Annotated in this window: 15 protein-coding genes; all 15 read right to left on the bottom strand. The window is 59.5% G+C overall.

Going from position 1 to position 18,794, the window contains the following annotated elements; all coding sequences use genetic code 11:
- Nucleotides 1–103 precede the first annotated feature (103 nt).
- A complete protein-coding gene (gene ispD, locus AB7933_RS08220) occupies nucleotides 104–814 on the bottom strand; it encodes a 2-C-methyl-D-erythritol 4-phosphate cytidylyltransferase (protein WP_024073842.1) in 711 nt (236 codons plus the stop codon).
- Nucleotides 811–1,089 (bottom strand): cell division protein FtsB, encoded by a 279-nt coding sequence (ftsB, locus tag AB7933_RS08215; protein WP_003172294.1) that lies wholly within the window; start codon nucleotides 1,087–1,089, stop codon nucleotides 811–813. The genes ispD and ftsB overlap by 4 nt, the downstream gene beginning before the upstream one ends.
- Before the next feature lie 171 nt (nucleotides 1,090–1,260).
- On the bottom strand, nucleotides 1,261–2,550 hold the full coding sequence (eno, locus tag AB7933_RS08210; RefSeq protein WP_024073841.1) for a phosphopyruvate hydratase: 1,290 nt from the start codon (nucleotides 2,548–2,550) through the stop codon (nucleotides 1,261–1,263).
- Nucleotides 2,551–2,702: 152 nt separating this feature from the next.
- Nucleotides 2,703–3,548 carry a 3-deoxy-8-phosphooctulonate synthase gene (gene kdsA, locus AB7933_RS08205; RefSeq protein WP_024073840.1) on the bottom strand — a complete coding sequence of 282 codons (846 nt, stop codon included), beginning with the start codon at nucleotides 3,546–3,548 and terminating at the stop codon, nucleotides 2,703–2,705.
- Between the two features lie 5 nt (nucleotides 3,549–3,553).
- Entirely contained in the window at nucleotides 3,554–5,185 is a 1,632-nt protein-coding gene (locus tag AB7933_RS08200; RefSeq protein ID WP_024073839.1) for a CTP synthase, read from the bottom strand.
- 273 nt (nucleotides 5,186–5,458) lie between these two features.
- The gene (gene tilS, locus AB7933_RS08195; protein WP_024073838.1) at nucleotides 5,459–6,778 is read right to left on the bottom strand and encodes a tRNA lysidine(34) synthetase TilS; all 1,320 of its coding nucleotides are present in this window, start codon (nucleotides 6,776–6,778) and stop codon (nucleotides 5,459–5,461) included.
- Between the two features lie 164 nt (nucleotides 6,779–6,942).
- Nucleotides 6,943–7,890 carry an acetyl-CoA carboxylase carboxyl transferase subunit alpha gene (gene accA, locus AB7933_RS08190; RefSeq protein ID WP_024073837.1) on the bottom strand — a complete coding sequence of 316 codons (948 nt, stop codon included), beginning with the start codon at nucleotides 7,888–7,890 and terminating at the stop codon, nucleotides 6,943–6,945.
- A 148-nt stretch (nucleotides 7,891–8,038) separates the two neighbouring features.
- Nucleotides 8,039–11,560, bottom strand: a complete 3,522-nt coding sequence (gene dnaE, locus AB7933_RS08185; RefSeq protein WP_024073836.1) for a DNA polymerase III subunit alpha — start codon at nucleotides 11,558–11,560, stop codon at nucleotides 8,039–8,041.
- 77 nt (nucleotides 11,561–11,637) lie between these two features.
- Nucleotides 11,638–12,270 carry a ribonuclease HII gene (gene rnhB / locus AB7933_RS08180; RefSeq protein ID WP_024073835.1) on the bottom strand — a complete coding sequence of 211 codons (633 nt, stop codon included), beginning with the start codon at nucleotides 12,268–12,270 and terminating at the stop codon, nucleotides 11,638–11,640.
- Nucleotides 12,267–13,406 carry a lipid-A-disaccharide synthase gene (gene lpxB, locus AB7933_RS08175; RefSeq protein ID WP_024073834.1) on the bottom strand — a complete coding sequence of 380 codons (1,140 nt, stop codon included), beginning with the start codon at nucleotides 13,404–13,406 and terminating at the stop codon, nucleotides 12,267–12,269. The genes rnhB and lpxB overlap by 4 nt, the downstream gene beginning before the upstream one ends.
- A 2-nt stretch (nucleotides 13,407–13,408) precedes the next feature.
- Complete coding sequence (lpxA, locus tag AB7933_RS08170) at nucleotides 13,409–14,185, bottom strand: acyl-ACP--UDP-N-acetylglucosamine O-acyltransferase (protein WP_024073833.1); 777 nt, start codon at nucleotides 14,183–14,185, stop codon at nucleotides 13,409–13,411.
- Nucleotides 14,182–14,622: a 3-hydroxyacyl-ACP dehydratase FabZ gene (gene fabZ, locus AB7933_RS08165; protein WP_016976866.1), complete on the bottom strand. Its 441-nt coding sequence runs from the start codon at nucleotides 14,620–14,622 to the stop codon at nucleotides 14,182–14,184. The genes lpxA and fabZ overlap by 4 nt, the downstream gene beginning before the upstream one ends.
- A gap of 111 nt (nucleotides 14,623–14,733) precedes the next feature.
- Nucleotides 14,734–15,789, bottom strand: coding sequence for a UDP-3-O-(3-hydroxymyristoyl)glucosamine N-acyltransferase (gene lpxD, locus AB7933_RS08160; protein ID WP_024073832.1), 1,056 nt, complete (start codon nucleotides 15,787–15,789; stop codon nucleotides 14,734–14,736).
- A gap of 3 nt (nucleotides 15,790–15,792) precedes the next feature.
- Nucleotides 15,793–16,296 carry an OmpH family outer membrane protein gene (locus AB7933_RS08155; protein WP_003219314.1) on the bottom strand — a complete coding sequence of 168 codons (504 nt, stop codon included), beginning with the start codon at nucleotides 16,294–16,296 and terminating at the stop codon, nucleotides 15,793–15,795.
- A gap of 45 nt (nucleotides 16,297–16,341) precedes the next feature.
- On the bottom strand, nucleotides 16,342–18,729 hold the full coding sequence (bamA, locus tag AB7933_RS08150; protein WP_024073831.1) for an outer membrane protein assembly factor BamA: 2,388 nt from the start codon (nucleotides 18,727–18,729) through the stop codon (nucleotides 16,342–16,344).
- Nucleotides 18,730–18,794 lie beyond the last annotated feature (65 nt).

Raw genomic sequence — 18,794 nt, 5'->3', positions numbered from 1 at the left:
CAAAACCCTGTAGGAGCGAGCTTGCTCGCGAAAATCCTGAGAGCGCCGCGTTAATCCAGGAATCCTGCGTTATCGTTGACGTTTTTCGCGAGCAAGCTCGCTCCTACAGTGAACGATTCACCCACCGCAACCGCAGCCACTCCAGGTCTTCCGGCCGGGTCACCTTGATATTGTCCGAGCGCCCTTCGATCAGGCGCGGCGCCTGGCCGGACCATTCCATGGCCGAGGCTTCGTCGGTGATCAGCGCATCGGCGACCAGGCTGTCAGCCAACGCACGGTGCAAGGCCCCCAGGCGGAACATCTGTGGCGTATAGGCTTGCCAGATCAGGCTGCGGTCGACGGTTTCCACCACACGGCCATGCTTATCCACGCGCTTGAGGGTGTCGCGGGCTGGCACGGCGAGTAAGCCACCCACCGGATCGTCCGCGAGCTCGCCCAGCAGTTTGTCGAGATCATCACGGCTCAGGTTGGGCCGCGCGGCATCGTGCACCAGTACCCAATCGTCATCGCTGGCACCCAGGGCATTGAGGTGCAGCAGTGCATTGAGTACCGAACCCGAGCGCTCAGAGCCACCGTCCGCGCGATGAATACGCGGGTCGGCGGCACACGCCAGGTTGGGCCAATAAGGGTCATCAACAGCAAGACTGACCACCAGGCCCTTGAGCGATGGGTGGTCGAGGAAACAGCCAAGGCTGTGTTCGAGAATAGTGCGCCCGCCCAATTGCAGATATTGCTTGGGACGGTCCGCGGCCATACGGGCACCGACGCCCGCGGCAGGAATCACGGCCCAGAAGGCCGGCAAGCGGTTGTTCATTGGGCCAACTGGTAGAGGGTTTCGCCCTCCTTGACCATGCCCAATTCATGACGAGCCCGCTCTTCAACGGTCTCCGTGCCTTTTTTCAGCTCAAGCACTTCGGCATCGAGCACGCGATTACGCTCCAGCAGGCGTTCATTTTCGGCGTGCTGGTCGGCAATTTGCTGGGTCAGGTCTTTTACCTGCGCAAAGCTGCCATTACCCACCCATAGGCGGTACTGCAGGCCAGCCAGCAACAAGAGCAAGACGAGGAACAACCAATTGGGACTGCGCATCGAATATCGGGTATCCAGTGAAAAAAGACCGCCATGCAAAACTTTTACAGCAACTGATAGCACGAAGCCTGGAAGAACCAGGCTTGTGCTTGATAGCCACCAGATTAGCGTTGAAATTCACACTGTCGTGATCTTTCCGACGCAACCCGACGACTTTTTACCATTTACTGATCAGCCGCGAAACTCACCGCGACCGTTGTACTTGGCTTTACCTGCCAGTTGCTCTTCGATACGCAGCAATTGGTTGTACTTGGACACGCGGTCGGAACGGCACAGGGAACCGGTCTTGATCTGGCCCGCCGAGGTGCCCACGGCCAGGTCGGCAATGGTCGAGTCTTCGGTTTCGCCGGAGCGGTGGGAGATCACGGCAGTGTAGCCCGCAGCCTTGGCCATCTGGATGGCTTCCAGGGTTTCGGTCAGGGTGCCGATCTGGTTGAACTTGATCAGGATCGAGTTGGCGATCTTCTTGTCGATGCCTTCTTTCAGGATCTTGGTGTTGGTCACGAACAGGTCGTCGCCCACCAGCTGGATTTTCTCGCCGATCTTGTCGGTGAGGATTTTCCAGCCATCCCAGTCGGACTCGTCCAGGCCGTCTTCGATCGAGATGATCGGGTAGCGCTGGGTCAGGCCCTTCAGGTATTCAGCGAAACCTTCGGAGTTGAACACCTGGCCTTCGCCGGACAGGTTGTACTTGCCGTCTTCATAGAACTCGCTGGCCGCGCAGTCCAGGGCCAGGGTCACGTCGGTGCCCAGCTTGTAGCCTGCGTTGGCCACGGCTTCGGAGATCACTTTGAGTGCATCTTCGTTGGACGCCAGGTTCGGTGCGAAACCACCTTCGTCACCCACCGCCGTGCTGAGGCCACGGGCCTTCAGTACAGCCTTGAGGTGATGGAAAATCTCGGTGCCCATGCGCAGGCCTTCGGAGAAGGTCTTGGCGCCAACCGGCTGCACCATGAATTCCTGGATATCAACGTTGTTATCCGCGTGCTCGCCGCCGTTGATGATGTTCATCATCGGCACCGGCATGGAGTACACGCCTGGAGTACCGTTGAGGTTGGCGATGTGGGCGTACAACGGCAGATCCTGGTCCTGGGCGGCGGCCTTGGCAGCGGCCAGGGACACGGCGAGGATGGCGTTGGCGCCCAGGCTGCCTTTGTTTTCAGTGCCGTCGAGCTTGATCATCGCGTGGTCCAGGGCTTTCTGGTCCAGCGGGTCCTTGCCCAGCAACAGGTCACGGATCGGGCCGTTGATGTTGGCTACCGCTTTCAGTACACCTTTGCCCAGGTAACGGCTCTTGTCGCCATCACGCAGTTCCAGCGCTTCGCGCGAACCGGTGGAAGCACCGGACGGCGCGCAGGCGCTGCCGATGATGCCGTTATCGAGAAGCACGTCGGCTTCGACGGTGGGGTTGCCACGGGAGTCGAGAACTTCACGACCTTTGATGTCGACGATTTTTGCCATTGTTGTAAACACTCCAAAGTTGACGAAAACGCTCTATACCGCTCGATTTAACTTGTCGCGCACATTGCAATACTTGGAACAAACTTGCCAGTAATAGTGCCCTATCGGGCCTCATCGCGAGCAAGCTCGACTCCTACACGGAGAAATGGCGCTTACGCGGTCTCTACCGTCGGAAAACTCTTGACCAGTTCGTCCAACTGCTTGAGTTGGGCCAGGAATGGCTCCAGCTTGTCCAGGCGCAGGGCGCAGGGGCCGTCGCACTTGGCGTTGTCCGGGTCCGGGTGGGCTTCCAGGAACAGCCCGGCCAGGGACTGGCTGATGCCCGCCTTGGCCAGGTCCAATACCTGGGCACGACGCCCACCCGCGGAATCGGCGCGGCCACCTGGCATTTGCAGCGCGTGGGTCACGTCGAAGAACACCGGGTATTCGAACTGTTTCATGATGCCGAAACCGAGCATGTCCACCACGAGGTTGTTGTAGCCGAAGCTCGAACCGCGCTCACAGAGGATCAACTGGTCGTTACCCGCTTCCACGCACTTGTTCAGGATGTGTTTCATCTCCTGAGGCGCGAGGAACTGGGCTTTCTTGATATTGATCACCGCGCCGGTCCTGGCCATGGCGACCACGAGGTCGGTCTGGCGCGACAGGAAGGCCGGCAACTGGATGATGTCACACACCTCGGCGACCACGGCAGCCTGTTCAGGCTCGTGGACGTCGGTGATGATCGGCACGCCGAAGGCTTGCTTGATGTCCTGGAAGATCCGCATGCCTTCCTCAAGGCCCGGGCCCCGGTAGGAGGTCACGGACGAGCGGTTGGCCTTGTCGAAGCTGGCCTTGAACACGTAAGGGATACCCAGTTTCTGGGTCACCTTTACGTACTCTTCACAGACCTGCATCGCCATGTCGCGGCTTTCCAGCACGTTCATGCCGCCGAACAGCACCATGGGCTTGTCGTTGGCAATCTCGATATCGCCAACGCGAATGATCTTCTGGGCCATCAGGTTTACGCCTTCTTCTGATGTTGCGTCAGTGCTGCTTTGACGAAACCGCTGAACAATGGGTGACCGTCGCGCGGTGTCGAGGTGAACTCAGGGTGGAACTGGCAGGCCACGAACCACGGATGATCCGGCGCCTCGACCACTTCAACCAGCTTGCCATCACCCGAGCGACCGGAGATTTTCAGGCCGGCGGCTTTGATCTGCGGCAGCAGGTTGTTGTTCACTTCGTAGCGATGACGGTGACGCTCGACGATCACATCCTTGCCGTAGCAGTCGTGAACCAACGAACCCGCTTCCAGCAGGCAGTCCTGTGCGCCAAGGCGCATGGTGCCGCCCAGGTCGGAGGTTTCGGTACGGGTTTCAACGGCGCCGGTGGCGTCTTCCCACTCGGTGATCAGACCCACGACCGGGTGGCCGCTGGAGTGATCGAACTCAGTGGAGTTGGCGTCCTTCCAGCCCAGCACGTTACGGGCGAACTCGATAACGGCCACCTGCATGCCCAGGCAGATCCCCAGGTACGGCACCTTGTTCTCACGGGCGTACTGCACGGCAGTGATCTTGCCTTCCACGCCACGCAGGCCGAAACCACCGGGAACGAGGATCGCATCAACGCCTTCGAGCAGCGCGGTGCCTTGGTTCTCGATGTCTTCGGAATCGATATAGCGCAGGTTGACCTTGGTACGGTTGCTGATGCCGGCGTGGCTCATCGCTTCGATCAGCGACTTGTAAGCGTCCAGCAGCTCCATGTACTTGCCGACCATGGCGATGGTGACTTCGTGCTCAGGGTTGAGCTTGGCGTCAACCACGGCTTCCCACTCGGACAGGTCAGCACCGCTGCATTGCAGGCCGAAACGTTCGACCACAAAATCGTCCAGGCCCTGGGAATGCAGGATGCCTGGGATCTTGTAGATGGTGTCGGCGTCTTCCAGGGCAATCACCGCACGTTCTTCAACGTTGGTGAACTGCGCGATCTTGCGACGCGAGGAGATATCGATCGGGTGATCGGAGCGGCACACCAGCACGTCCGGCTGCAAGCCGATGGAACGCAGTTCCTTGACCGAGTGCTGGGTTGGCTTGGTTTTGGTCTCGCCCGCGGTGGCGATGTACGGCACCAGGGTCAGGTGCATCAGCATCGCGCGCTTGGCGCCGACTTCGAAACGCAACTGGCGGATGGCTTCGAGGAACGGTTGGGATTCGATGTCACCCACGGTGCCACCGATCTCGACCATCGCCACGTCGGCATCGCCCGCACCCTTGATGATACGGCGCTTGATTTCGTCGGTGATGTGCGGGATCACCTGGATGGTTGCACCCAGGTAGTCACCACGACGCTCCTTGCGCAGCACGTGTTCGTAGACACGGCCGGTGGTGAAGTTGTTGTTCTGGGTCATGGTCGTGCGGATGAACCGCTCGTAGTGGCCCAGGTCCAGGTCGGTCTCGGCGCCGTCGTGGGTGACGAACACTTCACCGTGCTGGAACGGGCTCATGGTGCCCGGGTCAACGTTGATGTACGGGTCCAGCTTGAGCATGGTGACCTTAAGTCCCCGCGCCTCCAGGATGGCCGCCAATGAAGCGGAGGCAATGCCTTTCCCCAATGAAGAAACAACACCGCCCGTGACGAATATGTAGCGCGTCATGAAAAACCCTAGAAGTCTGCGTTAAAGCGGTCCGAGCCGCCGGGGAAAGCGAAGGAAGGCCGAAGCCCCCGATCACCTGCATTAATCACAGTGCACCTTTCAAAAAAACCGCCGCGTGGTGACAGACCAGCAATGAAACACCGGTACGTTGATCGCTACACATTTTTTGGAATCGCCCAGCAAAGACTGCTTGGTAATCGGCAACTGCTGCGATTCAGGCGAATCCACAGAAGTTGTATCAAGAAGGGAGCGTAGTCTACCGGAAAGGCTCTATCAGCTCAAACCTTGATCGCAGGTCTGTGGCATCCAGTGCAATTGCCAGCTATCACTCGCTACTGGCCAGAGCCCCGCGAGGCTGGGCACACCCAGCAATTGCTCGCCCTGGTACAGCAGCGGCAATCTGCCACGGACAAAGCCTGGCAGCCCGCTTTCGTTAAGCAGACGCTTCAAGTCACGCCGGCCACGCCCCGGCACCTCAAGCATTTCACCGCCGCGGCGATAACGGACCTCCAGAGGACCGTCGGGCGCCTTGCCGATAAATTCCAGCCGCCCATTGCCGGGTAACACCAGCGGGTTTTGCGGCAGCGACCAGCTCACCGATGCGTCGGAAAAATCCGACCAAGTGGAGGGCAGCCACCAAATGCGCTCGCCGCAACGATGTAATTCACCGTCGGCCAGGCGCCAAAGGGGCTGAGCGTCGGCCTTGGCATCTCGCAGAGAGAACCAACTTGCCCAGTGGTCGCTGTCTGGCAAGCGCGTCAGCGGTGTCAGCCAGTGGCGCAGGGCATTGCGCTGGCGGGCATCGGAAAGTTCGCGCAGTGGGCCGAGGTCCAATGACGGCAAAACCAGCCAAGGAAACGCTGAAGGCTGATCGGCGGCGTGCAGGTCCATGCAGGCCAACTCGCCCAGCAACGCCTGGGCTTCACTGAGGTGTTCGGCCGTGCGGGCCAGATTGGAGACGGCTTGAGGCCAACGTTCGGTCAGCGTTGGGATCACGCGGTGACGCAGGTAATTACGGGAGAAGCGTGGGTCGGCGTTGGAAGGATCGTCAATCCACTTGAGCTGATGATCACTGGCATAGGCTTCCAACTCGGCGCGCGAGACATCCAGCAATGGCCGCGCCAGATAACCACCTGCCAACGGGCGATGCGCAGGCATTGCGGCAAGCCCTCGCACCCCCGCGCCGCGCAGTAGGCGAAACAGCAGCGTTTCGGCTTGATCATCGCGATGTTGGCCGGTGAGTACCACCTCCCCCACCCCAGTCACCTCGGTAAACGCCTGGTAACGCGCCTCACGGGCGGCACGCTCAAGGCTGGCGCCGGACTGCACCTGCACGCGCATGACCCGCAAGGGTACGCCCAGGCTGTCGCACACCGACTGGCAATGAATTGGCCAGGCGTCGGCGACAGCCTGCAGGCCATGGTGGACATGGATAGCGTTGAGGGGCGGCAATGTTTCGGATTTTGCCAGGGTGGCCAAAAGGTGCAGCAGGACAGTGGAATCAAGGCCACCGGAGAATGCGATATGCCAGGCCGGAGCGTTGCGCCAGGGCGCCAGGGTTTGCAAGAGTCTGGCGGGCAGAGCCGGTTTCATAACAGGTTACCGCCTCTGATCTGGAATACGTTCGCCAAGCATACACAAAGCAAATGTGGGAGAGGGCTTGCCCCCCGATAGCGGTGAGTCAGTCACTGGCTACATTGACTGACACTCTGCAATCGGGGGCAAGCCCCCTCCCACATGTTGGTATTGCGGCGGTCTTAGAGACCGTAGCTCATCAACCGCTCGTAACGACGGGCCAGCAGCGCTTCGTTATCCAGCTTCTTGAGCATCGCCAGTTGCGAGCCCAGCTCGGCGCGGATGGTCGCGGCAGCGGCAACTGGGTCACGGTGAGCACCGCCCAATGGCTCGGCGATCACTTTGTCGACAATCCCCAGGCCCTTGAGGCGATCAGCGGTAATGCCCATCGCTTCAGCGGCGTCCGGCGCTTTCTCGGCGGTTTTCCACAGGATCGACGCGCAACCTTCTGGCGAGATCACCGCGTAGGTCGAATATTGCAGCATGTTCAGCTGATCGCAGACACCAATGGCCAGCGCACCGCCGGAACCGCCTTCACCAATCACAGTGGCAATGATCGGGGTTTTCAGGCGGGCCATGACCCGCAGGTTCCAGGCGATCGCTTCACTCTGGTTGCGCTCTTCAGCGTCAATACCCGGGTAGGCACCCGGGGTGTCGATGAAGGTCAGGATCGGCATCTTGAAGCGTTCAGCCATTTCCATCAGGCGGCAGGCCTTGCGGTAGCCCTCCGGACGCGGCATACCGAAGTTGCGACGCACTTTCTCGCGCACTTCACGGCCTTTCTGGTGACCGATCACCATCACCGGCTGGCCGTCCAGGCGGGCGATACCGCCCACGATGGCCGCGTCGTCGGAGAAGTGGCGGTCGCCATGCAGCTCGTCGAATTCGGTAAAGATGTGCTGAATGTAGTCCAGGGTGTAGGGACGGCGCGGGTGGCGGGCCAGGCGCGCGATCTGCCAGCTGGTCAGCTTGCCGAAGATGTCTTCGGTGAGCGTGCTGCTCTTGTCTTGCAGGCGAGCGATCTCATCGCCGATATTCAGCGAATTGTCATTGCCGACCAGGCGCAGTTCTTCGATCTTGGCTTGCAGGTCAGCGATCGGCTGTTCGAAATCAAGAAAATTCGGGTTCATAAGCGTCCGTCTTGGGTCGACGGCCAAGGGGTGCCTGGCCAGCCGGTTATCTATTCGCGCCCTACCTTAAGGGAGAGGCGCGTCTAGGTCGAGATTAAATGTTTCGTCAATCAGGCTCATTGCCAGCAACTGGCTATCTACCGAGCCATCAACGGTATTGGAGGAAGACGTTGTCTCGCCCAAACTGGTCACGCAAAGCTTGAATCAAGCCATCAGCGGGATCAATTCGCCAGGTCTCGCCGAACTGCAACATCGCCTTCGCGTCGTTACCGGTGTACTCCATGGTCACCGGGCACGCGCCACGGTGACGTTTTAGCAGGTCACCCAACCAGCGTAGCTGATCGCCCTTGAGCGCTTCGGTTTTCACCTTCAGGCGCAGGCTTTCGGCCAGGTTGGTGCGCGCATCCTCCATGCTCATCACCCGCTTGATCCGCAGGCGCAGGCCACCGGAGAAGTCATCGTTGCTGACCTCCCCTTCCACCACCACCATGGCGTCGGTCTGCAACAGCGACTGGGCGGAGTGGAAGGCATCGGCAAACAGCGATGCTTCGATCCGGCCCGAGCGGTCGTCGAGGGTGATAAAGCCCATCTTGTCGCCCTTTTTATTTTTCATCACGCGCAGCGCGATGATCATGCCGGCGACGGTCTGGGTGTCGCGCGCCGGTTTCAGGTCGATGATGCGCTGACGGGCGAAACGACGGATTTCACCTTCGTATTCGTCAATCGGGTGACCGGTCAAGTACAGGCCCAGGGTGTCTTTTTCACCCTTGAGGCGCTCCTTGAGGGTCAGCTCCTTGGCCTTGCGATGGTTGGCATAGACATCCGCGTCGTCTTCGACGAACAGCCCGCCAAACAGGTCGGCGTGGCCGCTGTCGTGGGTACGGGCGGTCTGCTCGGCGGCCTTGATCGCTTCTTCCATGGCGGTCAACAGCACCGCGCGGTTACGGTCGATATTGGCCTGGTAGGCCTTCGGCTCATCATGGAAGTACGGGCCAAGACGGTCGAGTGCGCCGCTGCGGATCAAGCCATCAAGGGTACGTTTATTGATGCGCTTGAGGTCGACCCGGGCACAGAAGTCGAACAGGTCCTTGAACGGGCCGTCTTGGCGCGCTTCGGTAATGGCTTCCACCGGGCCTTCGCCGACGCCCTTGATCGCGCCTAGGCCATAGATGATACGGCCCTCGTCGTTGACCGTGAACTTGAACTCCGAGGCGTTCACGTCCGGCGCGTCGAGACGCAGCTTCATCGTGCGCACTTCCTCGATCAAGGTCACGACCTTGTCGGTGTTGTGCATATCCGCCGAGAGTACCGCCGCCATGAAGGGCGCCGGGTAGTGGGCTTTCAGCCAGGCGGTCTGGTATGAGACCAGGCCGTAGGCGGCGGAGTGGGATTTGTTAAAACCGTAACCGGCGAATTTTTCCACCAGGTCGAAAATGTTACCGGCCAGGTCCGCGTCGATATTGTTGGTGGCGCAACCTTCAATGAAACCACCGCGCTGCTTGGCCATTTCCTCGGGTTTTTTCTTACCCATGGCGCGACGCAGCATGTCCGCACCACCCAGGGTGTAGCCGGCCATCACCTGGGCGATCTGCATCACCTGTTCCTGATACAGGATGATGCCGTACGTCGGCGCCAATACCGGCTTGAGGCCTTCGTACTGGTAGTCGGAGTGCGGGTAGGCCAGTTCGGCGCGACCGTGCTTACGGTTGATGAAGTCATCCACCATGCCCGATTGCAGCGGGCCCGGACGGAACAGGGCGACCAGTGCGATCAAGTCTTCCAGGCAGTCGGGCTTGAGCTTTTTGATCAGCTCCTTCATGCCACGGGATTCCAGCTGGAATACCGCCGTGGTTTCGGCTTTTTGCAGCAGTGAATAGGTCGGTTTGTCGTCCAGCGGGATAAACGCGATATCCAGCGGTTCTTCACCGACCTTGGCACGGTCACGGTTGATGGTCTTGAGCGCCCAGTCGATGATCGTCAGGGTTCGCAGGCCGAGGAAGTCGAACTTCACCAGGCCGGCAGCCTCGACGTCGTCCTTGTCGAACTGGGTGACCAGGCCGCCGCCTTCTTCATCGCAATAGATCGGCGAAAAGTCGGTCAGCTTGGTCGGTGCGATCACCACACCACCGGCGTGCTTACCGACGTTACGGACGACGCCTTCGAGCTTGCGCGCCATTTCCCAGATTTCGGCAGCCTCTTCATCGACCTTGATGAAGTCGCGCAGGATTTCTTCCTGTTCGTAGGCTTTTTCCAGGGTCATGCCGACTTCGAACGGGATCATCTTGGACAGGCGATCCGCCAGGCCGTAGGACTTGCCTTGTACCCGCGCAACGTCGCGGATTACCGCCTTGGCGGCCATCGAACCGAAGGTGATGATCTGGCTGACCGCGTTGCGGCCGTATTTTTCGGCCACGTACTCGATCACACGGTCGCGACCGTCCATGCAGAAGTCGACGTCGAAGTCGGGCATGGAGACCCGTTCCGGGTTGAGGAACCGCTCGAACAGCAGGTCATACTCCAACGGATCGAGGTCGGTGATCTTCTGCACATAGGCCACCAGCGAGCCGGCACCTGACCCCCGGCCCGGACCTACCGGCACGCCGTTGTTCTTGGCCCACTGGATAAAGTCCATCACGATCAGGAAGTAACCGGGGAACCCCATCTGGATGATGATATCCAGCTCGAAATTCAGGCGGTCGACGTAGACCTGGCGCTTGGCTTCGTAATCTTCGGTGGTGTCCTTGGGCAACAGGACCGAGAGCCGCTCCTCAAGCCCATCGAACGAGACTTTGCGGAAGTATTCGTCGATGGTCATGCCATCGGGAATCGGGAAGTTGGGCAGGAAGTGCTTGCCCAGCTTCACCTCGATATTGCAGCGCTTGGCAATCTCGACGGAGTTTTCCAGGGCCTCGGGCAGGTCGCTGAACAGCTCGGCCATTTCCTCGGCGCTCTTGAGGTACTGCTCTTCGCTGTAGTTCTTCGAGCGACGCGGGTCATCCAGGGCCCGGCCTTCACCGATGCACACACGGGTTTCGTGGGCTTCGAAATCTTCCTTCTTGATAAAGCGCACATCGTTGGTCGCCACCAACGGTGCACCCAGCTTGTCGGCCAGCGCCACGGCGGCGTGCAGATGCTCTTCATCGTTGGGACGGTTGGTACGCTGGACTTCCAGGTAGAAACGGTCGGGGAAGACAGCCATCCACTCGCGGGCCAGCACTTCAGCTTCCTGCGGGTTGCCGCCAAGCAGCGCGATACCGATTTCGCCCTCTTTGGCAGCCGAGAGCATGATCAAGCCCTCGCTGGCTTCGGCTACCCACTCACGCTCGATGATGATCGAGCCGTTGCGCTGACCGTCGATAAAGCCGCGGGAGATCAATTCGGTGAGGTTGCGATAACCCACGCCATTCATCGCCAACAGGCTGATGCGGCTCAGGGGGTTATCCGGGTCTTTGTTGGACAGCCACAGGTCGGCGCCGCAGATCGGCTTGATACCAGCGCCCATGGCGTTCTTGTAGAACTTGACCAGGGAGCACATGTTGTTCTGATCGGTAACCGCCACCGCGGGCATATTCATGCCCACCAGGGTTTTGACCAGGGGTTTGATCCGTACCAGGCCGTCGACCAGGGAGTATTCAGTGTGCAGGCGCAGGTGAACGAATGAAGCCGGCATAGTGATCCTGTCCAGAAACTTAGAAACAACAAGGCCCGGGATTGTACCGGGCCTGGGCAAAAACATCAGCCTCGCGACTAAACCTCGCTGGGGCTCTCGCGCAGCTCGTAGGCCTGGCGCACCGGGGCGAACGAGCGCCGGTGGATCGGGGTGGGACCGAGGCGAGCCAGGGCTTCCAGATGAACGGGGGTCGGGTAGCCTTTATGACCACCGATGCCATAACCGGGGTAGATCAATTCGAACGCGGCCATTTCACGGTCGCGGCTGACCTTGGCCAGGATCGAAGCTGCGGCAATCGCCGGCACCTTGCTATCCCCCTTGACCACCGCTTCGGCCGGCATCGCCAGTTTCGGGCAGCGGTTGCCGTCGATCATCGCCAGTTTGGGCGTGATATGCAGGCCCTCGACAGCGCGCTGCATGGCCAGCATGGTGGCGTGGAGGATATTCAGTTCGTCGATCTCTTCGACTTCGGCCCGGGCAATATGCCAGCTCAAGGCTTTTTCACAGATCTCGTCGTAGAGTTTTTCACGGCGCGCTTCGGTGAGCTTTTTCGAATCGTTGAGACCCAGGATCGGGCGACTCGGATCTAGGATCACCGCCGCGGTGACCACCGCGCCACACAGCGGGCCACGCCCGACTTCATCAACGCCAGCCACCAGCGCATGGGCTTCGGCAACCAGACTGAAATCCAGGCCCATTTGCGTGCTCATAAGGCTTCCTGTTGTTGGCCAATCAAGGTCAGCACGGCATCAGCCGCCTGGTTCGAAGCATCACGGCGCAGGGTGCGGTGGATGTCATCGAAACCACGGGTCTGCTCTTCGCCGCCGTCGATCAAGGGTAGTAGCGTTTGTGCCAACGCCTCGGGCGTTGCATCGTCCTGCAACAACTCCGGCACCAACAGGCGCTGGGCCAGGAGGTTGGGCAAGGAGATATAGGGGCTCTTGACCATGCGCTTGAGAATCCAATAGGTCAGCGGCGCCAGGCGATAGGCCACGACCATCGGACGCTTGTAGAGCAAGGCTTCCAGGGTCGCGGTGCCCGAGGCAATCAGCACCGCGTCACACGCCGCAAGGGCCAGGTGCGACTGGCCGTCAAGCAGCGTCAGCGGCAGGTTGCGCCCCTCCAGCAGTGTTTCGATCTGCGCACGACGTTGCGGGCTGGCACACGGCAATACGAAGCGTATGCCAGGCTTCAGCGCCTGAAGGCGCTCGGCCGCATCGAAAAACACACTGGCCAGGCGACCGACTTCGCCACCGCGACTGCCGGGCATCAATGCAACGAGCGGACCGTCGGCCAAGCCCAGTTCGGCACGCGCTGCGGCGCGATCTGCCTGCAGGGGGATGGTATCGGCCAACGTGTGGCCAACAAACCGTACCGGCACGCCCTTCTCTTCGTAGAACCTGGCTTCGAACGGTAGCAAGGTCAACATCAGGTCGCAGCCTTCACGGATCTTCAGTACACGTTTCTGCCGCCACGCCCACACCGACGGACTGACGTAATGCACGGTCTTGATCCCGGCCTGACGCAGCTTGAGTTCGATATTGAGGGTGAAGTCCGGTGCATCGATACCGATAAAGACGTCGGGCTTTTCTTCGATCAGCGTCTGAATCAACAGCTTGCGTCGAGCCAGCAGCTCGCGCAGACGGCCCAGCACTTCCACCAGCCCCATGACCGACAGGCGCTCCATGGGGAAGTATGACGTGAGCCCTTCGGCCTGCATCAGCGGGCCTCCCACACCGATGAACTCCACCGCCGGATGCTGGGCCTTCAACGCCCGCATAAGGCCCGCACCCAGGATGTCGCCGGAAGCTTCTCCGGCGACCAACGCAATACGCAGATTGGCCATGATCAGCGGGTAATGCCGCGAGTCGACGCCTGGATCGAGTCACGGAACACCGCGACTTCCGGGAATAACGCAGCCGGCTCGGTCAGTTCATTCAAGGCCTGTTCGACCGTCAACCCCTGGCGGTAAACCACCTTGTAGGCGCGACGCAGGGCGTGGATCGCCTCCTCGCTGAAACCACGACGGCGCATGCCTTCGAAGTTCATGCTGCGGGCTTCGGCCGGGTTGCCGAAGACCGTGACGAATGCCGGGACGTCCTTGCCGATGGCAGTGCCCATGCCGGAAAAGCTGTGGGCGCCGATATGGCAGTACTGATGCACCAGGGTGAAGCCGGACAGGATCGCCCAGTCATCAACATGCACATGGCCCGCCAACGCAGTGTTGTTGACCAGGATGCAGTGGTTGCCGATAACGCTGTCATGGCCGATGTGGGCATAGGCCATGACCAGGTTGTGATCACCCAGCGTGGTTTCGGCACGATCCTGCACGGTGCCACGGTGAATGGTCACGCCTTCACGGATGATGTTGTGATCACCGATTACCAGGCGCGTCTCTTCACCTTTGTACTTCATGTCCGGGGTGTCTTCGCCTACCGAGGAGAACTGGTAGATGCGATTGTGTTTGCCAATGCGGGTCGGACCTTTGAGGATCACGTGCGGCCCGATGACAGTCCCCTCGCCGATTTCCACACCTGCGCCGATGATCGACCAGGGGCCGACCTCAACGTCGGCGGCCAGAACGGCCGACGGATCGATGATTGCGCGAGGGTCAATCAAACTCATAGTTTGCGTTCCGCACAGATGATCTCTGCGGAGCACACCGGCTTGCCATCCACCGAGGCCTGGCATTCGAACTTCCAGATCTGGCGCTTGCAGCTGATGAACTTGGCTTCCAGGATCAGCTGGTCACCCGGGGTGACGGGGTTGCGGAAACGCAACTTGTCGGAGCCCACGAAATAGTAAAGCGTGCCGTCGGCAGGCTTGAGGTCGAGCATTTTAAAACCAAGGATACCGGCAGCCTGGGCCATTGCTTCGATGATCAACACGCCGGGCATGATCGGATGCGCGGGAAAGTGACCATTGAAGAATGGTTCGTTGATGCTGACATTCTTGTAGGCACGAATGCGCTTTTCCTCAATGTTCAGGTCCACTACACGGTCCACCAGCAGGAACGGGTAACGGTGAGGCAGGTATTCGCGAATCTCGTTGATGTCCATCATTTCGGGGGGAAGCCTGTAATAAAGATTGGGGGCGAGCGAACTAAACGCACGCCCCGCTAGCAAATCAAGGAGGCAGTCTAGCGGCTGTGCACACTTGATATGGAAATGGTATCAGCCTTCTGATGAAGCATTACCGCCAGGGGTCACGTCCCCAACACGCTTTTCCAGCTGCTTGAGGCGTCGAGCCATGTCGTCGAGCTGCCTCAAACGTGCTGCACTCTTGCGCCATTCAGCCGCAGGCTGCATGGCAGTACCGGAAGAATAGGCACCGGGCTCGGTAATCGAGTGGGTGACCATGGTCATGCCGGTGATGAAGACGTTGTCGCAAATATCGATATGCCCTACCAGCCCTACACCGCCAGCGAGCATGCAATGCTTGCCGATCTTGGTGCTGCCGGAAATCCCCACGCAGGCTGCCATGGCGGTGTGATCGCCAATCTGCACGTTGTGGGCAATCTGGATCTGGTTGTCGAGCTTCACGCCGTTACCGATCACGGTATCGGCCAGGGCCCCGCGATCGACAGCCGTGTTGACGCCGATTTCCACGTCATCGCCAATCAATACACCGCCAACCTGGGCAATCTTGTGCCAGACACCTTTGGCGTTGGCAAAACCAAAACCTTCGCCACCGATCACGGCGCCCGACTGGATCACTACGCGCTGCCCGATACGCACATCGTGGTACAGGGTAACGCGCGGAGCCAACCAGCCATCGGCGCCGATTTCGCAGCGTGCACCGATAAAGCAGTGTGCGCCGACCGTCACACCGGCAGCGATGCGTGCACCACTCTCGATCACTGCAAACGCGCCAATACTGGCGGCAGGGTCGACTTGGGCATCATCGGCGATCACCGCCGACGGATGGATACCGCCAGCGGCCTTGGGCTTCGGATCAAACAGATGCGATGCTTTCGCGTACGACAGGTATGGGTCGGCTACTACCAGCGCATCCCCGGCATAACCCTCGGCGTCAGCGGCCTTCAGCAACACGGCTGCGGCCTGGCAGTCGACCAGGTATTTACGGTATTGGGGATTTGCGAGGAAGCTCAACTGAGCTGGGCCAGCCTCCTGCAAGGTGGCTAGCCCAGTGATTTCTTTCTCCGGGGAGCCACGCAAGGTAGCTCCCAGGAACTCGGCCAACTCGCCGAGCTTGATAGTCGCGGTCATGGCTTACTTCAGCTGATTCATGCGCTCGATCACCTGGCGGGTGATGTCGTATTGAGGCTTGACGTCAATCACGGCGCCACGCTCGAACACCAAGTCAAAGGCACCTTTCTTGATGACTTCTTCCACGGCGCTGTCGAGCTTGGGCTTGAGCTGCTTGAGCATTTCGCGGTCGGCAACAGCCTTGGCTTCGTTCAGCTCCTTGGACTGGAACTGGTAGTCACGAGCCTTTTGCTTGAATTCAAGCTCCAGACGCTCGCGCTCGCCTTGCTGCATTTTGTCACCGCCGGCTACCAGACGATCCTGGATGCCCTTGGCGCTGCTTTCCAGCGTTTTCAGCTTGGTCAGTTGCGGACCGAATTTTTTCTCTGCATCCACTGCGTACTTCTTGGCCGCATCGGATTCCAGGAGGGCCATCTGATAGTTCAGGACGGCAATTTTCATTTCGGCGAAGGCCGGGGTGGCTACCAGCACAGTTGCCAGCAGAACCAATTGAGTCAACTTACGCACGATGTACTCCTACAGAATCCGTTGTCGTTATCTTGGGTCAGACGCTTAGAACGTCTGGCCGAGGGAGAATTGGAAAATCTGGGTTTCAGCGTTATCCGGTTTCTTGATCGGCATGGCCAGAGCAAAGCTCAACGGACCAAGCGCAGTCACCCATGTCACGCCGACACCCACGGAGCTCGCCATGTTACTCAGGCTCACATCGTTACATTGGGTGTTGGACTTCACGCCCGTTGGGTTGGTGACCTGCTCGCACTTGGAATCGAACACGTTACCCACATCCCAGAAAACCGAAGTACGCAGGGACCGCTGATCTTTGACGAACGGCAGAGGGAAGAGAATTTCCGCACCACCCTGGATCAACACGTTACCACCGAATGGCAGCGCACTAGTATCGGTGTCCGCCACGGTTCCGGTGTTACCGGTCACGGCAGCGCCACGGCTCGGGGTACCACGCGGGCCCAGTGTGCTGTCCTTGAAGCCACGCACCGAGTTGAAACCACCGGCATAGTAGTTCTCATAGAACGGCAGGCCGTTGGTCGAACCATAGCCGTCGCCATAACCCAGCTCAGTGTGCAGGCGCATGGTGTAGTTATCGCTCAGCGGCTGGAACAACTGGCCACGGTAGTCGAGCTTGAAGAACGAGAGGTCGCTGCCAGGCGTGGTGGTTTCCAGGGTCAGGCTCTGGGAGTGACCTCGGGTTGCCAGTACACCTTTGTTCAGGGTCGACTCGGACCAGCCGGCAGAGGCCTTGAAGTTCAGGAACTTATCGCCTTCACGACGGGTAAAGTCAAAGATCTCATCCACGGTGTACACACCGGTCTTGATCTCATCCTGCTGCGCGGTAAGGCCGAAGGTCAGGCGCGAGGTCTCGCTGATCGGGTAGCCGATGTTGACACCCGCACCCAGGCTGTCGATCGCATAGCTTGCTACGTTAACGTCGAGGTCTTTGTAGTCGGTGGTGCGATAGAAGGCGTTGTAGCCCAGGCTCACACCGTCAGCTGTCCAGTAGGGGTCGACATAACCGAAGTTATAGCGGCTCTGGTATTCGCTTCGGGTCAGGCCGATGGAAACCTTGTTACCGGTACCGAGGAAGTTGTTCTGGGTGATCGAACCGCCCAGGATCAGACCGGCACTCTGAGCAAAACCGACACTGGCGGTAATCGAGCCCGATGCTTGTTCCTCTACGGCGTAGTTCACGTCAACCTGGTCGTCGACACCCGGTACGGCCGGGGTTTCAACGTTCACTTCCTTGAAGAAGCCCAGGCGCTCAAGACGGGTCTTGGACTGGTCGATCAGGTAAGTCGACGCCCAGCCACCTTCCATCTGGCGCATTTCACGACGCAGCACTTCGTCCGCTGACTTGGTATTGCCACGGAAGTTGATGCGGTTCACATAGGCACGCTTGCCCGGGTCGACCACGAAGGTGATATCCACGGTGTGGTCATCATCGTGCGGGGTCGGTACACCGTTGACGTTGGCGAAGGTATAGCCTTCGTTACCCAGGCGACGGGTGATCAGCTCGGAGGTGGTGGTCATCAGCTTGCGCGAGAACACCTGGTCCTTCTGCACCAGCAACAGCGCCTTGACCTGGTCTTCAGGCACTTTCAAGTCGCCGCTGAGCTTGACGTCACGAACCTTGTACTTCTCGCCTTCGTTGACGTTGACTGTGATGTAGACGTGCTTCTTGTCCGGGGTGATGGACACCTGGGTCGAAGCGATATCCATGTTGATATAGCCGCGATCCAGGTAGTAGGAGCGCAGGCGTTCCAGGTCACCGGAGAGTTTTTCACGAGCGTACTTGTCGTCGTTCTTGAAGAACGACAACCAGTTGGTGGTCTTGAGTTCGAACAGGTCGATCAGGTCTTCATCAGCGAACTTGGTGTTACCCACCACGTTGATGTGCTGAATGGCCGCCACGGTGCCTTCGTTGATGTTGACCTTCAGGCCCACACGGTTACGAGGCTGCGGGATCACTTCGGTTTCAACGGTTGCGGAGTAGCGACCCTGGGCAACGTACTGGCGTTGCAGCTCGTTACGCACACCTTCAAGCGTCGCGCGCTGGAAGATCTCGCCCTCGGCCAGGCCGGATTGCTTGAGGCCCTTCATCAGGTCTTCAGTGGAGATCGCCTTGTTGCCTTCGATCTCGATACTGGCGACGGAGGGTCGCTCGACGACGGTGATGACCAGGACGTTGCCTTCGCGACCCAGTTGGATGTCTTGAAAGAACCCGGTTTTGAACAGCGCACGAGTGGATTCCACCAGGCGACGGTCATCAGCCTGTTCCCCGACGTTCAACGGCAAGGCACCAAAGACGCTACCCGCGGAAACCCGCTGGAGGCCGTTGACGCGAATATCGGAGATGGTGAAGGACTCGGCGTGAACTTCGGCGATCATCAATACGGTGAGAACCGCAGTTAGCAGCAGACGTTTCATGAAGTCCTTTCTTATTCCAACTGGCAATAAACAAACTGCCGCAAAATGCGGCAGATTCGCAATTC

Origin of the sequence: Pseudomonas gorinensis, from assembly GCF_042015035.1 — a bacterium.
Lineage (GTDB): Bacteria > Pseudomonadota > Gammaproteobacteria > Pseudomonadales > Pseudomonadaceae > Aquipseudomonas > Aquipseudomonas gorinensis.
This window is presented reverse-complemented; position numbering and strand designations above follow the sequence as displayed.

Coding starts and splice junctions, on each gene's coding strand:
- lpxA (WP_024073833.1), bottom strand. CDS start 14,185: ATGAGTTTGATTGACCCTCGCGCAATCATCGATCCGTCGGCCGTTCTG.
- fabZ (WP_016976866.1), bottom strand. CDS start 14,622: ATGATGGACATCAACGAGATTCGCGAATACCTGCCTCACCGTTACCCG.
- ispD (WP_024073842.1), bottom strand. CDS start 814: ATGAACAACCGCTTGCCGGCCTTCTGGGCCGTGATTCCTGCCGCGGGC.
- lpxD (WP_024073832.1), bottom strand. CDS start 15,789: ATGACCGCGACTATCAAGCTCGGCGAGTTGGCCGAGTTCCTGGGAGCT.
- dnaE (WP_024073836.1), bottom strand. CDS start 11,560: ATGCCGGCTTCATTCGTTCACCTGCGCCTGCACACTGAATACTCCCTG.
- tilS (WP_024073838.1), bottom strand. CDS start 6,778: ATGAAACCGGCTCTGCCCGCCAGACTCTTGCAAACCCTGGCGCCCTGG.
- rnhB (WP_024073835.1), bottom strand. CDS start 12,270: ATGAGCACGCAAATGGGCCTGGATTTCAGTCTGGTTGCCGAAGCCCAT.
- ftsB (WP_003172294.1), bottom strand. CDS start 1,089: ATGCGCAGTCCCAATTGGTTGTTCCTCGTCTTGCTCTTGTTGCTGGCT.
- lpxB (WP_024073834.1), bottom strand. CDS start 13,406: ATGGCCAATCTGCGTATTGCGTTGGTCGCCGGAGAAGCTTCCGGCGAC.
- accA (WP_024073837.1), bottom strand. CDS start 7,890: ATGAACCCGAATTTTCTTGATTTCGAACAGCCGATCGCTGACCTGCAA.
- AB7933_RS08200 (WP_024073839.1), bottom strand. CDS start 5,185: ATGACGCGCTACATATTCGTCACGGGCGGTGTTGTTTCTTCATTGGGG.
- eno (WP_024073841.1), bottom strand. CDS start 2,550: ATGGCAAAAATCGTCGACATCAAAGGTCGTGAAGTTCTCGACTCCCGT.
- kdsA (WP_024073840.1), bottom strand. CDS start 3,548: ATGGCCCAGAAGATCATTCGCGTTGGCGATATCGAGATTGCCAACGAC.
- bamA (WP_024073831.1), bottom strand. CDS start 18,729: ATGAAACGTCTGCTGCTAACTGCGGTTCTCACCGTATTGATGATCGCC.